The organism is Streptomyces sp. NPDC127092 (genome assembly GCF_042722475.1).
Lineage (GTDB): Bacteria > Actinomycetota > Actinomycetes > Streptomycetales > Streptomycetaceae > Streptomyces.
Genome location: NZ_JBHXFE010000037.1, coordinates 30824 through 45343, shown reverse-complemented (window position 1 = coordinate 45343; position 14520 = coordinate 30824). Strand labels below are relative to the sequence as shown.

The 14520-nt window shown below is 72.0% G+C and carries 11 protein-coding genes; 8 read left to right on the top strand and 3 right to left on the bottom strand.

All coding sequences use genetic code 11. The annotated features are described in order from the left end of the window. Positions 1-59: 59 nt before the first annotated feature. The 5 genes from ACFWJO_RS27130 (at position 60) to ACFWJO_RS27110 (ending at position 6748) form a co-directional block, all read left to right on the top strand. Positions 60-830: an NUDIX domain-containing protein gene (locus ACFWJO_RS27130; protein ID WP_384415186.1), complete on the top strand. Its 771-nt coding sequence runs from the start codon at positions 60-62 to the stop codon at positions 828-830. 120 nt (positions 831-950) lie between these two features. Further along, positions 951-2804 carry an ATP-binding cassette domain-containing protein gene (locus ACFWJO_RS27125; RefSeq protein ID WP_386869167.1) on the top strand — a complete coding sequence of 618 codons (1854 nt, stop codon included), beginning with the start codon at positions 951-953 and terminating at the stop codon, positions 2802-2804. Between the two features lie 160 nt (positions 2805-2964). Continuing rightward, positions 2965-3849, top strand: a complete 885-nt coding sequence (locus tag ACFWJO_RS27120; protein ID WP_386869165.1) for a FadR/GntR family transcriptional regulator — start codon at positions 2965-2967, stop codon at positions 3847-3849. A gap of 376 nt (positions 3850-4225) precedes the next feature. Next, positions 4226-5770, top strand: a complete 1545-nt coding sequence (locus ACFWJO_RS27115) for an RNA polymerase sigma factor (protein WP_386869163.1) — start codon at positions 4226-4228, stop codon at positions 5768-5770. Between the two features lie 159 nt (positions 5771-5929). Continuing rightward, positions 5930-6748, top strand: a complete 819-nt coding sequence (locus ACFWJO_RS27110; protein ID WP_386869161.1) for a serine protease — start codon at positions 5930-5932, stop codon at positions 6746-6748. A 165-nt stretch (positions 6749-6913) separates the two neighbouring features. On the opposite strand, the gene ACFWJO_RS27105 is transcribed toward ACFWJO_RS27110, so the two are convergent. Further along, positions 6914-7144, bottom strand: a complete 231-nt coding sequence (locus tag ACFWJO_RS27105) for a hypothetical protein (protein WP_046910811.1) — start codon at positions 7142-7144, stop codon at positions 6914-6916. Between the two features lie 433 nt (positions 7145-7577). On the opposite strand from ACFWJO_RS27105, the gene ACFWJO_RS27100 reads away from it, so the two are divergent. The 3 genes from ACFWJO_RS27100 (at position 7578) to ACFWJO_RS27090 (ending at position 11916) form a co-directional block, all read left to right on the top strand. Beyond that, positions 7578-9695, top strand: coding sequence for a type IIA DNA topoisomerase subunit B (locus tag ACFWJO_RS27100; protein WP_386869159.1), 2118 nt, complete (start codon positions 7578-7580; stop codon positions 9693-9695). Positions 9696-9853: 158 nt separating this feature from the next. Beyond that, complete coding sequence (locus ACFWJO_RS27095) at positions 9854-10327, top strand: DUF485 domain-containing protein (RefSeq protein WP_386869157.1); 474 nt, start codon at positions 9854-9856, stop codon at positions 10325-10327. After that, the gene (locus ACFWJO_RS27090) at positions 10324-11916 is read left to right on the top strand and encodes a cation acetate symporter (RefSeq protein WP_386869155.1); all 1593 of its coding nucleotides are present in this window, start codon (positions 10324-10326) and stop codon (positions 11914-11916) included. The genes ACFWJO_RS27095 and ACFWJO_RS27090 overlap by 4 nt, the downstream gene beginning before the upstream one ends. 6 nt (positions 11917-11922) lie before the next feature. Here the strand turns inward: ACFWJO_RS27090 and ACFWJO_RS27085 are convergent, their stop codons facing one another. Both ACFWJO_RS27085 and ACFWJO_RS27080 read right to left on the bottom strand, forming a co-directional pair. Continuing rightward, a complete protein-coding gene (locus tag ACFWJO_RS27085; protein WP_386869153.1) occupies positions 11923-12615 on the bottom strand; it encodes a response regulator in 693 nt (230 codons plus the stop codon). Beyond that, positions 12612-14399 (bottom strand): ATP-binding protein, encoded by a 1788-nt coding sequence (locus ACFWJO_RS27080; RefSeq protein WP_386869151.1) that lies wholly within the window; start codon positions 14397-14399, stop codon positions 12612-12614. The genes ACFWJO_RS27085 and ACFWJO_RS27080 overlap by 4 nt, the downstream gene beginning before the upstream one ends. Positions 14400-14520: the final 121 nt, after the last annotated feature.

Sequence of the window (14520 nt, the reverse complement as noted above, 5' to 3'; positions counted from 1 at the left end):
GGGGGCGGATCCTTCCGGCGGACGTGTTTATCGTCAGGAAGACGACTATGATCACGGGCATGTCTCCCTACGACCCGTCGGCCTTTCCGCCCTTCGCTGTCACCGTCGATCTGGTCGTGCTCACCGTGCGGCGCCACTCGCTGTGCGCCCTGATCGTGAAACGGGGGGAGCCGCCCTTCCAGGGGCGCTGGGCGCTGCCGGGCGGGTTCGTGCGTGACGACGAGGATCTCGACGCCGCCGCGGCGCGCGAGCTGGTCGAGGAGACCGGACTGTGCGTCCACGACCCGGGCACCCCGCAGCCCGAGCCGGGCAACGGCGCGCACCTGGAGCAGCTGGCGACGTACGGGGCGCCGGACCGTGATCCGCGGATGCGTGTGGTGAGCGTGGCGCATCTCGCGCTCGCTCCCGACCTGCCCGCGCCCCGCGCGGGCGGGGACGCCAACAGCGCCCGCTGGGCGCCGGTCGAGGAGCTGATCGGTCAGGACGGCGCCGCCGAGCGGGAGGGTGAGCAGCCGGTGCCGCTCGCCTTCGACCACGCGCGGATCCTCGCCGACGGCGTGGAGCGCGCCCGTTCCAAGATCGAGTACTCGTCCTTGGCCACGGCCTTCTGTCCGCCGGAGTTCACGGTCGGCGAGCTCCGCCGGGTCTACGAGGCGGTCTGGGGAGTGGCCCTGGACCCGCGCAACTTCCACCGCAAGGTGACCGGCACGCCCGGCTTCCTGGTTCCGGCGGGCGGCACCACGACGCGGCAGGGCGGCCGGCCGGCGCAGTTGTTCCGTGCTGGTGGAGCGACGTTGCTGAACCCGCCGATGCTCCGCCCGGAGGTCTGACCGGCGCGTGCGAGGCCGCTCCGCGCCGCCAACCCTGCGCCAAAAGTCCGAAATGTGGCGTTATCTTGCTGGGATAGCCGCCCTGCCGCGGAGCGGTCTCACCTACCCGCGAGAGAAGCGATGCTCCAGGCCATCGGACTCACCAGCACCCCCCGCCGGGATCGCCCGCCCGCCGTGGACGACCTCACCTTCGAGGCCCCTCCCGGCACCGTCACCGCCCTGCTCGGGCCGGCCGGCGCCGGCAAGACGACGGCCCTGCGCCTCATGCTCCAGCTCGAACCGGGCCGTGGCATCACCTACTTCCGGGGCCGCCCGCTGCACCGCGTCGCCCACCCGGCCCGGGAGGTCGGCGTGCTGCTCGGCGACGTCCCCGGCCACCCTTCACGTACCCTGCGCAGCCAGCTCCGCATGCTCTGCGCCGCCGCCGGGGTCCCCGGCGCCCGCGCGGACGACATGCTGCGGGTCGTGGGACTCACCGGCGTCCACGACCAGCGGATCGGCACCCTGCCGCGGGGCATGGACCGACGACTGGGCCTGGCCTCGGCCCTGTTGGGCGACCCGCACACGCTGCTGCTCGACGAGCCCGCCGCCGGGCTCTCCGTACGCGAGAGCGCCTGGCTGTACGACATCCTGCGCACCCATGCCGACGAGGGCGGCACCGTCCTCTACACGACCGCCGACCCCAAGGACGCCGCCCGCAACGCGGACCGGGTCGTCACCCTCGACGCCGGGCGCCTCCGTGCCGACCAGGACGCCGCGGAGTTCGCCCGCACGCGGCTGCGCCCCAGGGTCGCCGTCCGCACCCCGCACGCCGCCCGGCTCGCCGCCGTCCTCACCCAGGAGTCCCGTGCCGCCCGGCGCCCCGTGGAGGTGGTGACCGAGGGCGGCAACCGGCTCTCCGTCTACGGCAGCGACTGCGCGAGCGTCGGCGAGAGCGCGTTCCGCAACGGCGTCCTCATCCACCAACTCGCCGACGAGACCGGCGACACCCGCCCCACCCCGCAGCCGCCCGCCCCGCCCGTCCCCGATCCTTCTGCCTCGAATGCCTTCGCCTCGAATGCCTCCGCCTCGATTGCCACCGTCTCGGATCCCTCCGCCCCGGACGCCCCGGCCGGGGACTCCGGGCCCGCCGGCGGCGAGGCCCGGTCCGCCCGCCCTGCCCAGACGCCCGGCCGGGCGCCCCGCTCGCACCGGGCGCCCCGCCGCTCCCCGCTCCGCCCGCTGCGGTACGAGGTCCGCCGCCTCCTCGGCGTGCCGTCCACACCGCTCGTCGCCGCGGGCGTGCTGATGGTGTCCGTGACCCTGGCCGTCCTGCTCGCGCGCAGCGGGCGGACGCCGTTGCCCGCGGTCCTGGCCGGCTGGCCGGCCGTCTCGCCGCTGCCGCCCGCGGCGCTCGGCGCGGGGCTCCTCGGCGCCTTCTCCTTCGGTGAGGAGTACCGCTACCCGGCGCTGACGACCGGACGCGGCGCCGTTCCCCGCAGGCTCGGCCTCCTCCTCGCGAAACTGACGGTCTCGGCGGCCGTCGGCGCGTTCCTCGCGGTGCTCGTGGTCGTGGCCGACCTCGAGGCCCTGCGGTTCGTCTACGGCGGCGAGTTGGTGCCCGTACCGCCGAACTGGCCCACGTTGTGCGCGAATTGGTTCGGCCTGGTGGTCGGCTGCGCCTGGGCCGGGCTGCTCGGTGCGGGGGTCTTCCGGGCCGCGGCCGCCGGTGTCGCCGCCGTGCTCGCCGTGCCGGTGGTCTTCGCCCCGCCGCTGCAGCGGGTGCTCGCGGGAGTGCCGGGCCGTACCGTCGCCGGACTCCCGGCACGTCTGAGGGAGTTCGCCAGCATCGAGTGGTCGTCCGCCGCCGACCGCTGGGTGATGGGGGCGCTGCGGGTGGTGGGACAGCCCGTGGGAGTGGCCCTGGGGCTGACGTTGACGGTCCTGCTCTGCGCCTATGTGCTCACCGGCCGCCACAGCCGCGCCCGTTGGTGATCATCTTTGGTTCGAAAGTTTTCGTTTCAGCGGCAACTCCCTTGGAAATTGCCGGTTATGTCCGATAAATCGTCAATTGCGCATGGGGTGCCGATCACCCTTTCGTGTGCTTTTCACCAAAGACCTCAAGGGGCACCGGAGCCACGCCGACAAAGGATGCGTGAGTACCCTTGCGCACACGATGATGACCCCCGCCCGCCCCGTCGAGTCCGGCCTCGGCGCCCCGGGTGATCTCGACCGCTACCCCTACGCGGAGGCGCCCGGAGCCGACCGCGTCGGCCCGCCGGCCTGGGAGGCGACCGAGGACCTCGGCCGGGTCGGCCGCAGGGCCGCCGGAAGCCGCGGCCGCGGGCTCCACGGACAGCTCGTCCAGCAGCTCGGCCAGATGATCGTCTCCGGCGACCTCGGCGCCGACCGTCCCCTCGTCCCCGAGGAGATCGGCCAGCGCTTCGAGGTGTCGCGCACCGTGGTCCGCGAGTCGCTGCGCGTGCTCGAGGCCAAAGGCCTGGTCAGCGCCCGCCCCAACGTCGGCACCCGCGTCCGTCCGGTCAGCGACTGGAACCTGCTCGACCCCGACATCATCGAGTGGCGCGCCTTCGGCCCGCAGCGCGACGATCAGCGCCGCGAGCTGAACGAGCTGCGCTGGACCATCGAGCCCCTCGCCGCGCGCCTCGCCGCCGGTCACGGCCGCGAGGACGTCCAGCAGCGCCTCTCCGACATGGTCGAGATCATGAGCCACGCGTACGCCCAGGGCGACGGCATCACCTTCTCCCGCGCCGACGCCGAGTTCCACGCGCTCCTCATCCAGCTCGCGGGCAACCGGATGCTCGAGCACCTCTCCGGCATCGTCGCCGCCGCGCTCCAGGTCTCCGGGGCCCCCGCCACCGGCTGCGACCGCCCGGGCGAGAGCTGCCTCGCGCACCACGCCCGGATCGTCGACGCCCTCGCCGCCGGCGACGCCCTCGGCGCCGAGACGGCCATGCGCCAGCTGTTGACCGTCCACCCCGAGGTGGAGCGCGTCGTGCCGGCTCCCCGCGGGAACTGATCCCCGAGCCGTGGCCAGCAGTGCCGTGACGCACGCATCGCGTGCCGCCGGACCCGAGCGGAGCCCGGGGGCGGACACCGCCCCCGGGTGCGCCCGGGCCCGGCGGTGGGATCCTGTGACGTTTCGGACGGTTCATGGCGGATTCGCCGCAAATGAGGTGTGACTCGGGCCACGCGGATTGGGCGTAACACTCCTCGAAGCTGCGCGATGACCTAAGAGGTGACAGCCGAGGAAGGAATACAGCAGCCGCTCGTGGCGCTGTGCAGTTCCCCGGTCCAGCCCGCGCCGTCGGCACATTCCCGCCCGACGGTCGTCGGCTCCGGCCCGATCCAGGGCGGGGCCGGAAGCCGTTTTCCATCGTTCCGAGAGGTTGTTCGTGTCGGCCAGCACATCCCGTACGCTCCCGCCGGAGATCGCCGAGTCCGAGTCTGTGATGGCGCTCATCGAGCGGGGAAAGGCTGATGGGCAGATCGCCGGCGATGACGTGCGTCGGGCCTTCGAGGCTGACCAGATTCCGCCAACCCAGTGGAAGAATGTTCTGCGCAGCCTCAATCAGATCCTCGAGGAAGAGGGTGTGACGCTGATGGTCAGTGCAGCGGAGTCGCCGAAGCGCGCCCGCAAGAGCGTCGCAGCGAAGAGCCCGGCCAAGCGCACCGCCACCAAGACCGTCACCGCCAGGACGACCGTGACGAAGACCGTCTCGGCCGCCGGTGCGGCCCCGGCGGCCGAGAGCGCGGACCCGGCCGACGAGGCCGCGGCCCCGGCCAAGAAGGCGGCCGCCAAGAAGACCGTCGCCAAGAAGACGGCGGCGAAGAAGACCGTCGCCAAGAAGACGGCGGCGAAGAAGACCAGCGCCAAGAAGGACGAGGACGAGCTCCTCGAGGGCGAGGACCTGCTCGAGGACGTCGCGCCCGGCAAGGACGAGGAAGAGACCGAGGGCGAGAGCAAGGGCTTCGTCCTGTCCGACGAGGACGAGGACGACGCGCCCGCGCAGCAGGTCGCCGTCGCCGGTGCCACCGCGGACCCGGTGAAGGACTACCTCAAGCAGATCGGCAAGGTCCCGCTGCTCAACGCCGAGCAGGAGGTCGAGCTCGCCAAGCGCATCGAGGCCGGTCTGTTCGCCGAGGACAAGCTGGCGAACTCCGACAAGATCGCCCCGAAGCTCAAGCGCGAGCTGGAGATCATCGCCGAGGACGGCCGCCGCGCCAAGAACCACCTCCTGGAGGCCAACCTCCGTCTGGTGGTCTCGCTGGCCAAGCGCTACACCGGTCGCGGCATGCTCTTCCTGGACCTGATCCAGGAGGGCAACCTGGGTCTGATCCGCGCCGTCGAGAAGTTCGACTACACCAAGGGCTACAAGTTCTCCACGTACGCCACCTGGTGGATCCGTCAGGCGATCACCCGCGCCATGGCCGACCAGGCCCGCACCATCCGCATCCCGGTGCACATGGTCGAGGTCATCAACAAGCTCGCCCGCGTGCAGCGCCAGATGCTCCAGGACCTGGGCCGCGAGCCCACCCCGGAGGAGCTGGCCAAGGAACTCGACATGACCCCCGAGAAGGTCATCGAGGTCCAGAAGTACGGCCGCGAGCCGATCTCGCTGCACACCCCGCTGGGCGAGGACGGCGACAGCGAGTTCGGTGACCTCATCGAGGACTCCGAGGCGGTCGTCCCGGCCGACGCGGTCAGCTTCACGCTGCTCCAGGAGCAGCTCCACTCGGTGCTCGACACCCTCTCCGAGCGTGAGGCCGGCGTGGTCTCCATGCGCTTCGGCCTGACCGACGGCCAGCCGAAGACGCTCGACGAGATCGGCAAGGTCTACGGCGTGACGCGTGAGCGCATCCGCCAGATCGAGTCGAAGACCATGTCGAAGCTGCGTCACCCGTCGCGCTCGCAGGTGCTGCGCGACTACCTCGACTGAGCCTGCCCGTCGGCAGACCCGGACGAGGGACGCGTACGACGAACGAAGGGCCCGGTTCCCCACGGGGGAGCCGGGCCCTTCGGCGTGTGCGCGGGTGCACGGAAGGCCCGGCTGCACGACGCTGGGTGAACCGACATCACCGGAGAGTCAGGAGGCTCCATGCGTCGTCCCATCGCCCGAGCATTGACCGGTGCCCTGGGCCTGATCGCGGCGGCGGCGGGACCGCTCGCCGCCGCGGCACCAGCGGCCGCCGACAGCGTCGTGGTCGGCGGGCAGCCGACCCGGATCACCGAGGCGCCGTGGGTCGTGGCCCTCTCCAGCCGTGACCGGTTCGGAGGTACGCGGGCGGGCCAGTTCTGCGGAGGGGTCGTCGTGGCTCCCACCAAGGTGCTCACCGCGGCGCACTGCCTGGGCCGCGAGGTGCTGGGCGGCGAGCCGTGGCAGCTGTCCGACTTCAAGGTGATCGCGGGACGCACCTCGCTGCGCGGGCAGGGCGGCCAGGAGGTGCGGATCTCCGGGACCTGGATCAACCCGGACTACGACCGGTGGAGCAACTCCGGCGATCTGGCGGTGCTGACGCTGGAGAAGGCGCTGCCGGCGTCGTACGTGATCGAGGTGGCCCGGCCCGACGACGCGGCGCTCGCGCCGGGGACGGCGGCCACCGTGTACGGCTGGGGCGACACCACCGGCAAGGGGACGTACGCGATGTCGCTGCGGTCCGCGCGGGTGCAGGTGCTGCCCGACGCGTCCTGCGAGCGGGCCTACCCGGGCGGTCCGGGTGCCTCGTACCGCGGTGACACGATGCTCTGCGCGGGAGACCCGGGCGGCGGCAGGGACGCCTGCCAGGGGGACAGCGGCGGGCCGCTGGTCGCCAAGGGCCGGCTGATCGGTCTGGTGTCGTGGGGGAGCGGCTGCGGGCAGGCGGAGAACCCCGGGGTCTACACGCGGGTCCCTGTGGTGCTGCCCAGCCGCATCTGAGCCGACGTCGGGAGCCGCCGCCACGCCGCAGAGCGGCGTCGTGACGCGGCGTCAACGGCCCGTGACGGTACGAGAACGGGCGGCCACCCCCCTGGTGCTGCGGGAGTGGCCGCCCGTCGGCCGGTCGTCAGGAACCGGCTCCTGGCTCGTCGTGGCTGCGAAGCGTCAGTGCTCGTCACCCATCGTCCGGGCCGGCACGTCGGTGAGCCGGTCCGTCTCGTCCTGTATCTCAGCGGCGATCTTCTTGAGTTCCGGCTCGAACTTGCGTCCGTGGTGGGCGCAGAAGAGCAAGTCACCGCCGCTGGTGAGAACGACACGCAGGTATGCCTGGGCGCCGCAGCGGTCGCAGCGGTCAGCGGCCGTCAGGGGGCTCGCGGGGGTCAGAACAGTAGTCAACGTCGCCTCTTCTCTAGCTCGACGAGCTGTCGTACCAGGGTCAACATCCAACCAGGCCGAAAACGTTCCCGCTCGTGGCTTTTCCTCGAAACTTCTTCGCAAGGTGGCTGTCTGCTGCCGGTTGGCGGCGAATGAGCCGTATTGCTTCGCTCTACGGGTTTCGCATTGCTGTGTGTGGTCGTGTCCCTCCGGCGGGTTGCCGGTTGTTCATGAGGACGTGCCCGAACCCTAAATGGTTCATGCCTGGAAGGGAACGTGATGTTCACGTCACCCCATCGAGGGATCGAACATCCATACGACGCTGGACTAGCATGAGGCATCAGGAGGGTGGCGTGACAACGGCTCTACCAGGCATCGGTACCCTCTGACCGGTGACCGGGCCCAGGCCTTACCCACCAGGCCAAGATTTCAAATTCAGCGAGGAGCGAACCGCGTGACCGCCGAGACGTCCGTGCCGTCCAGTGCGCTGCTGACCGCAGACCGTGACGGTTCCAACTACACCGCGCGGCACCTGCTCGTCCTCGAAGGGCTCGAAGCCGTCCGCAAGCGCCCCGGCATGTACATCGGGTCGACGGACAGCCGCGGCCTGATGCACTGCCTCTGGGAGATCATCGACAACTCCGTCGACGAGGCCCTCGGCGGCTACTGCGACCACATCGACGTCATCCTCCACGACGACGGCTCGGTCGAGGTCCGGGACAACGGCCGCGGCATCCCCGTCGACGTCGAGCCCAAGACCGGCCTGTCCGGCGTCGAGGTCGTCATGACCAAGCTGCACGCCGGCGGAAAGTTCGGCGGCGGCTCGTACGCGGCCTCCGGCGGTCTCCACGGCGTGGGCGCCTCCGTGGTGAACGCGCTCTCCGCCCGCCTCGACGTCGAGGTCGACCGCAACGGCGCCACGCACGCGATCAGCTTCCGCCGCGGTGTCCCCGGCATCTTCACCGAGCAGGGCCCCGACAGCCCCTTCGACCCGTCCAGCGGCCTCCTCAAGGGCAAGCGCGTGCCCAAGACCCGCACCGGCACCCGCGTGCGCTACTGGGCGGACCGCCAGATCTTCCTCAAGGACGCCAAGCTCTCCCTGGAGACGCTGCACCAGCGCGCCCGGCAGACCGCCTTCCTCGTCCCCGGCCTCACCATCGTCGTGCGCGACGAGCGCGACCTGGAGGGGATCGGCAAGAGCGAGGAGACGTTCCGCTTCGACGGCGGCATCAGCGAGTTCTGCGAGTTCCTCGCCCAGGACAAGGCCGTCTGCGACGTGCTCCGCCTCACCGGCCAGGGCACCTTCAAGGAGACCGTCCCGGTCCTCGACGACCGCGGGCACATGACCCCGACCGAGGTCACCCGTGAGCTCGGCGTCGACGTCGCCCTCCGCTGGGGCACCGGCTACGACACGACGGTCCGCTCCTTCGTCAACATCATCGCCACGCCCAAGGGCGGCACGCACGTCTCCGGCTTCGAGCAGGCGATCACCAAGACGGTCAACGAGGTACTGCGCTCCGCCAAGCTGCTGCGCGTGGCCGAGGACGACATCGTCAAGGACGACGCCCTCGAAGGCCTCACCGCCGTCGTCACCGTGCGCCTCGCCGAGCCGCAGTTCGAGGGCCAGACCAAGGAGGTCCTCGGCACCTCCGCGGCCCGCCGGATCGTCGCCAACGTCGTGAGCAAGGAGCTCAAGGCCTTCCTGACCTCCACCAAGCGCGACGCCAAGGCCCAGGCCCGCGCCGTCCTGGAGAAGACGGTCGCCGCCGCCCGCACCCGCATCGCGGCCCGCCAGCACAAGGAGGCGCAGCGCAGGAAGACCGCCCTGGAGTCCTCCTCGCTGCCCGCCAAGCTCGCCGACTGCCGCAGCGACGACGTCGAGCGCAGCGAGCTCTTCATCGTCGAGGGAGACTCCGCGCTCGGCACCGCCAAGCTCGCCCGCAACAGCGAGTTCCAGGCACTGCTGCCGATCCGCGGCAAGATCCTCAACGTCCAGAAGTCCTCCGTCTCGGACATGCTCAAGAACGCCGAGTGCGGAGCGATCATCCAGGTCATAGGAGCGGGCTCGGGCCGCACCTTCGACATCGACGCCGCGCGGTACGGGAAGGTCATCATGATGACCGACGCCGACGTCGACGGCTCCCACATCCGCACGCTGCTGCTGACGCTGTTCCAGCGCTACATGCGGCCCATGGTGGAGCAGGGCCGGGTCTTCGCCGCGGTGCCGCCGCTGCACCGCATCGAGCTGATCCAGCCCAAGAAGGGCCAGGACAAGTACGTCTACACGTACTCGGACAACGAGCTGCGCCAGACCCTGCTCGAGTTCCAGCGCAAGGGCGTCCGCTACAAGGACTCCATCCAGCGCTACAAGGGTCTCGGCGAGATGGACGCCGACCAGCTGGCGGAGACCACCATGGACCCGCGCCACCGCACCCTGCGCCGGATCAACATCGGCGACCTGGAGGCGGCCGAGCAGGTCTTCGACCTGCTCATGGGCAACGACGTGGCGCCCCGCAAGGAGTTCATCACCAGCTCCGCGGCGACCCTGGACCGCTCGCGCATCGACGCCTGACGGCCACCCTCAGGACACCGCCCCCGGCGCCACGCGCGCGTCGGGGGCTTCTTCACACCATGGGGTGAAAAGGGACGGGAGAAGAGTCCGGGATCTTCCCGCTCTGTCCATCCTTGGGCACGCGGCCGAAACGGTTCGCTGACAAGGAGAGTTCGCCTGTGGAGAAGCAGGAAGGGCGCGACCCCGCGACGGTACGGTTCGACGACCCCTGGTACGACGAGCTGGCAGCCGGCTGGGGCGAGCACGATCCGACCGACGACGCCGGGGCCGCGCCGGACACCGTTCCCCGGCAGCAGGCCGCCCCCAGCGCCGCCGACATCTACCTGGAGGTCCAGCGCAGCCCCGCCTTCCAGGAGGTGCGCGGCCGCTACCGCCGGTTCGCCTTCCCCGCCGCCCTCGCCTTCCTCGTCTGGTACCTGGCGTACGTCGTCGCCGCCACGGCCGTGCCGGGGCTCATGGCCCGGCCCGTCGCCGGAGCGGTCAACGTCGCCATGGTCGCCGGACTCGGCCAGTTCGCCACCACCTTCCTGCTGACCTGGGCCTACGCCCGGCACGCCCGGCTGCGCCGCGACGGCGCCGCCCTCGAACTGCGCTGGGACACCCAGGAGATGACCCGAGGGGTGCGGCAGTGACCGGCAACCACCAGACGCTCGCGCTGCTGCTGTTCAGCGCCTTCATCGCGGTCACCGTCGGCATCACCACCTGGGTCAGCCGCAACCGCCGCGGCTCCGCCGAGGAGTTCTACGCCGGCGGCCGGCTCTTCTCGCCCATGGAGAACGGATTCGCCATCGCCGGCGACTACATGTCCGCCGCCTCCTTCCTCGGCATCTCCGGCCTCATCGCGCTCTTCGGCTACGACGGCATGCTCTACTCCGTCGGATTCCTCGTCGCCTGGCTGGTCGTCCTCCTCCTCGTCGCCGAACTCGTCCGCAACTGCGGCCGGTTCACCCTCGCCGACGTCGTGGCCTCGCGAATGGCCGAGCGGCCCGTCCGGATCGCGGCCGGCGCCTCCTCCGTCACCGTCTCCGTGCTCTACCTGGTGGCCCAGATGGTCGGCGCCGGCAGCCTGGTCGCCCTGCTGCTCGGCGGCACCAGCGACGCCGCCCGCGCCTGGACCGTGATCGGCGTCGGCGCGCTGATGGTCGTGTACGTGTCGCTCGGCGGCATGCGGGCCACCACCTGGATCCAGATCGTGAAGGCCGTCCTGCTGATGGCCGGCACGATCACCCTCACCGTGCTCGTCCTGCTCCGCTTCCACTTCGACGTGGACCAGCTGCTGACCACCGCGGCCGAACGCAGCGGACACGGCCGGGACTTCCTCGCCCCGGGCCTGCGCTACGGCGGCGACTGGACCTCCCGGGCCGACTTCGTCAGCCTCGGCCTCGCCCTGGTGCTCGGCACCGCGGGACTCCCGCACATCCTGGCCCGCTTCTACACCGTGCCCACGGCCCGCGCCGCCCGCCGCTCGGTCGTCTGGTCCATCGGCCTCATCGGCAGCTTCTACCTGATGACGATCGTCCTCGGTTTCGGCGCCGCCGCGCTGGTCGGCCCCGACACCGTCCGCGCCTCCAGTAGCGCCGGCAACACCGCCGTGCCGCTGCTCGCCCTCGACCTCGGCGGCGGTGCCGGATCCACCGGCGGCACCGTGCTGTTCGCGGTGGTCGCCGCCGTCGCCTTCGCCACCATCCTCGCGGTGGTCGCGGGCATCACGCTCGCCTCCTCCGCCTCCGTCGCGCACGACCTCTACGCCTCCCTGCGCCGCCGCCACGCCAGGCAGTACAGCGAGGTGACGGTCGCCAGGATCGCCGCGGCCGGGATCGGGATCGCCGCGATCGGCATCGGGCTGCTCGCCCGCGACCTCAACGTGGCCTTCCTCGTCGGCCTCGCCTTCGCCGTCGCAGCCTCCGCGAACCTGCCCGTACTGCTCTACTCGCTCTTCTGGCGCCGGTTCACCACCCGGGGCGCCGTCTGGTCGGTCTACGGGGGACTCGTCCCGGCGGTGCTGCTCGTGGTGGTCTCGCCGGTGGTCTCCGGCAGCCCCGAGTCCCTGTTCCCCGGCGTCGACCTCCAGCTCTTCCCGCTGCAGAACCCCGGCGTGGTCTCCATCCCGCTCGGCTTCCTCGCGGGCTGGCTCGGCACCGTCACCTCGCCCGAACCGCCGGACGAGGCCCGGTACGCCGAGACGGAGGTGCGGGCCCTCACCGGAGCCGGGGCCGTGTGACGGCGCTCAGCGCGTGGCCGGGCTCTCCCACACGTACCGGTGCTCGGGACGGCCCGTCTCGCCGTACTTCAGCGAGAGCCGCACCCGGCCGGTGCGCTCGAGGAGCTTGAGATAGCGCTGGGCGGTCTGCCGGCTCACCCCGGCCCGCTCGGCGATCTCCTGCGCCGACAGCGGCCCGTCCGCGGCGAGCAGCACCTGACGCACCAGCTCGGCCGTCGTCGGGGAATGCCCCTTGGGCAGATCAGGCTCGACCGCGCCCGCCGACAGCGCCCCGAAGATCCGGTCCACCTGGGCCTGTTCGGCCTCGCCGCCGACGTCCAGGGTCCGCCGCAGCGCCGCGTACGCCTCCAGTTTGGCGCGCAGCCCGGCGAAGCCGAACGGCTTCACCAGGTACTGCAGCGCCCCGTGCCGCATCGCCGCCTGGACGGTGGCCACGTCACGGGCCGCGGTCACCATGATCACGTCGCACTGCCGGCCCAGGGCGCGCAGCTCGCGTACGACCCCGAGACCGTTCCCGTCCGGGAGGTAGTGGTCGAGCAGGACCAGGTCCACCGGAGGCTCCGCCTCGGCGAGCCGGTCCAGCGCCTCCGCCGCCGAGTGGGCCACGCCGACCACGTGGAAGCCCGGCACCTTCGTCACGTACGCGGCGTTCACCTTCGCCACCCGCACGTCGTCGTCGACGACCAGGACGCCGATCACCGCGCCTCCTCCGCGGCCAGGGGCCCGCGCTCCCCGTCGGGCCCGCGCTCCCCATCCGGCCCGCGCTCGTCGTCGGCCACGCGCTCCACATCAGGCCTGCGCGCGTCGTCAGGCACGCGCTCGTCGTCGGGCACGCGCTCCTCGTCCGCCTCGCCCAGCGCGTCGGGCAGCACCACGGTGAACTCCGCACCGCCGTCCGCACCGGAGCCGACCCGGGCGCTGCCGCCGCGCCGCTCCGCGAGCCGGCGCACCAGGGCGAGCCCCAGGCCCCGCTTGCCGTGGGCCGGCGGCTCCTTGGTCGTCCATCCCTCGGTGAAGATCAGTTCGCGCCGCTCGTCGGGCACACCGGAGCCGCTGTCCGCGACCTTCAGCACCACCGTCCGGCCGTCGGTGCGCAGATCCACCTCCACGCGCGCGTGGCGAGTGCCGGACGCGGCGTCCAGCGCGTTGTCGACGAGGTTGCCGACCACCGTGACCAGCTCACGCGGGTCCACCAGCCGGTCCGGGAGCAGCGACCCGGGTGCGACGCGCAGCGAGACGCCCCGCTCGGCGGCGACGGCGGCCTTGCCGACCAGGAGCGCCGCGAGGAGCGGGTCGTGGACCTTCTCCGTGACCTGTTCGGCGGTCGCCCGGTGCACACCGACCACCTCGGTGACGTACTCGACGGCCTCGTCGTACATCTCCAGTTCGAGCAGGCCGAGCAGGGTGTGCATCCGGTTGGCGTGTTCGTGGTCCTGGGCGCGCAGGGCGTCGATCAGTCCGCGCGTGGAGTCCAGCTCGCGGCCCAGCCGCTCCAGCTCGGTGCGGTCGCGCAGGGTGGCGACGGCGCCGCCGTCGTGCGTGGGCATCCGGTTGGCGATCAGCACCCGGCTGCCGCGCACCGTGACCAGGTCCTCGCCGGTCGCCCGGCCCGCGAGCACGTCCGCGGTGCGGCCGGCGCCCAGCACCTCCTCCAGAGGCCGGCCGGTGGCCTCCGGTCCGAGGCCGAGGAGCCGCTGCGCCTCGTCGTTCATGAGCCGGATCCGTCCGTGGCCGTCGAGGGCGACGACTCCCTCGCGGATGCCGTGGAGCATCGCCTCGCGCTCGGCGAGCAGCGCCGAGATGTCGGAGAAGGCCAGGTCGTGGGTCTGCCGCTGGAGCCTGCGGGAGATCAGATAGGCGGCGAGCGCGCCCGCCGCCAGGGCACCGCCGGCGTACCGGAGCAGGCCGGGGATCGCCGCCACGAGCCGGTCGCGGACGCTGTCGTACTCGATGCCGACGGACACCGCGCCGACGATCTCGCCGCGCCGGTCCCGCAGCGGCGCCTTGCCGCGAGCCGAGCGGCCCAGGGTGCCGCTGTCGATCTCCATCACCTCGTGCCCGGCGAGCACCTCGCTCGGGTCGGTGGAGACGCGCCTGCCGATCTGGGCGGGGTCGGTGTGCGACCAGCGGATCCCCCGGGGATCCATCACCACCACGTACTCGGCCCCGGTCGAGCGCCGGATCCGCTCCGCCTCCGCCTGCACCGGCCCCTGCGCCGAAGGCCTGGTGGCCGCCAGGTCGGCGGCGACCTGCGGCGAGGCGGTGGTCTGCGCGATGGCCAGCGCGCGGCGCATGGCCTGGTCGTCCAGCTGGGCGCTGAGCGGGGCGAGGAACAGCCCGGTCGCGAGCACCGTCACACCCGTCGCGATGGCCAGCTGCATCAGCAGGACCTGCGAGAACACCCGCCGCGGCCACCCGATCCTGCGCCTGCGCACGGGAGGCCGCACGGGACGCCGCGAGCGGGAGGCGGATGCGGGGCTCATGGCGGAAACGGTACGGGGACGAGGGCGCCGACCGGAAATGCCGCTGCCGGGAGTGGAGCGGGGGCCTGCCTATCCTGGGGGCTTCGCAGTCGCAGGCACCGATGGCCCGGAGGCATGACCC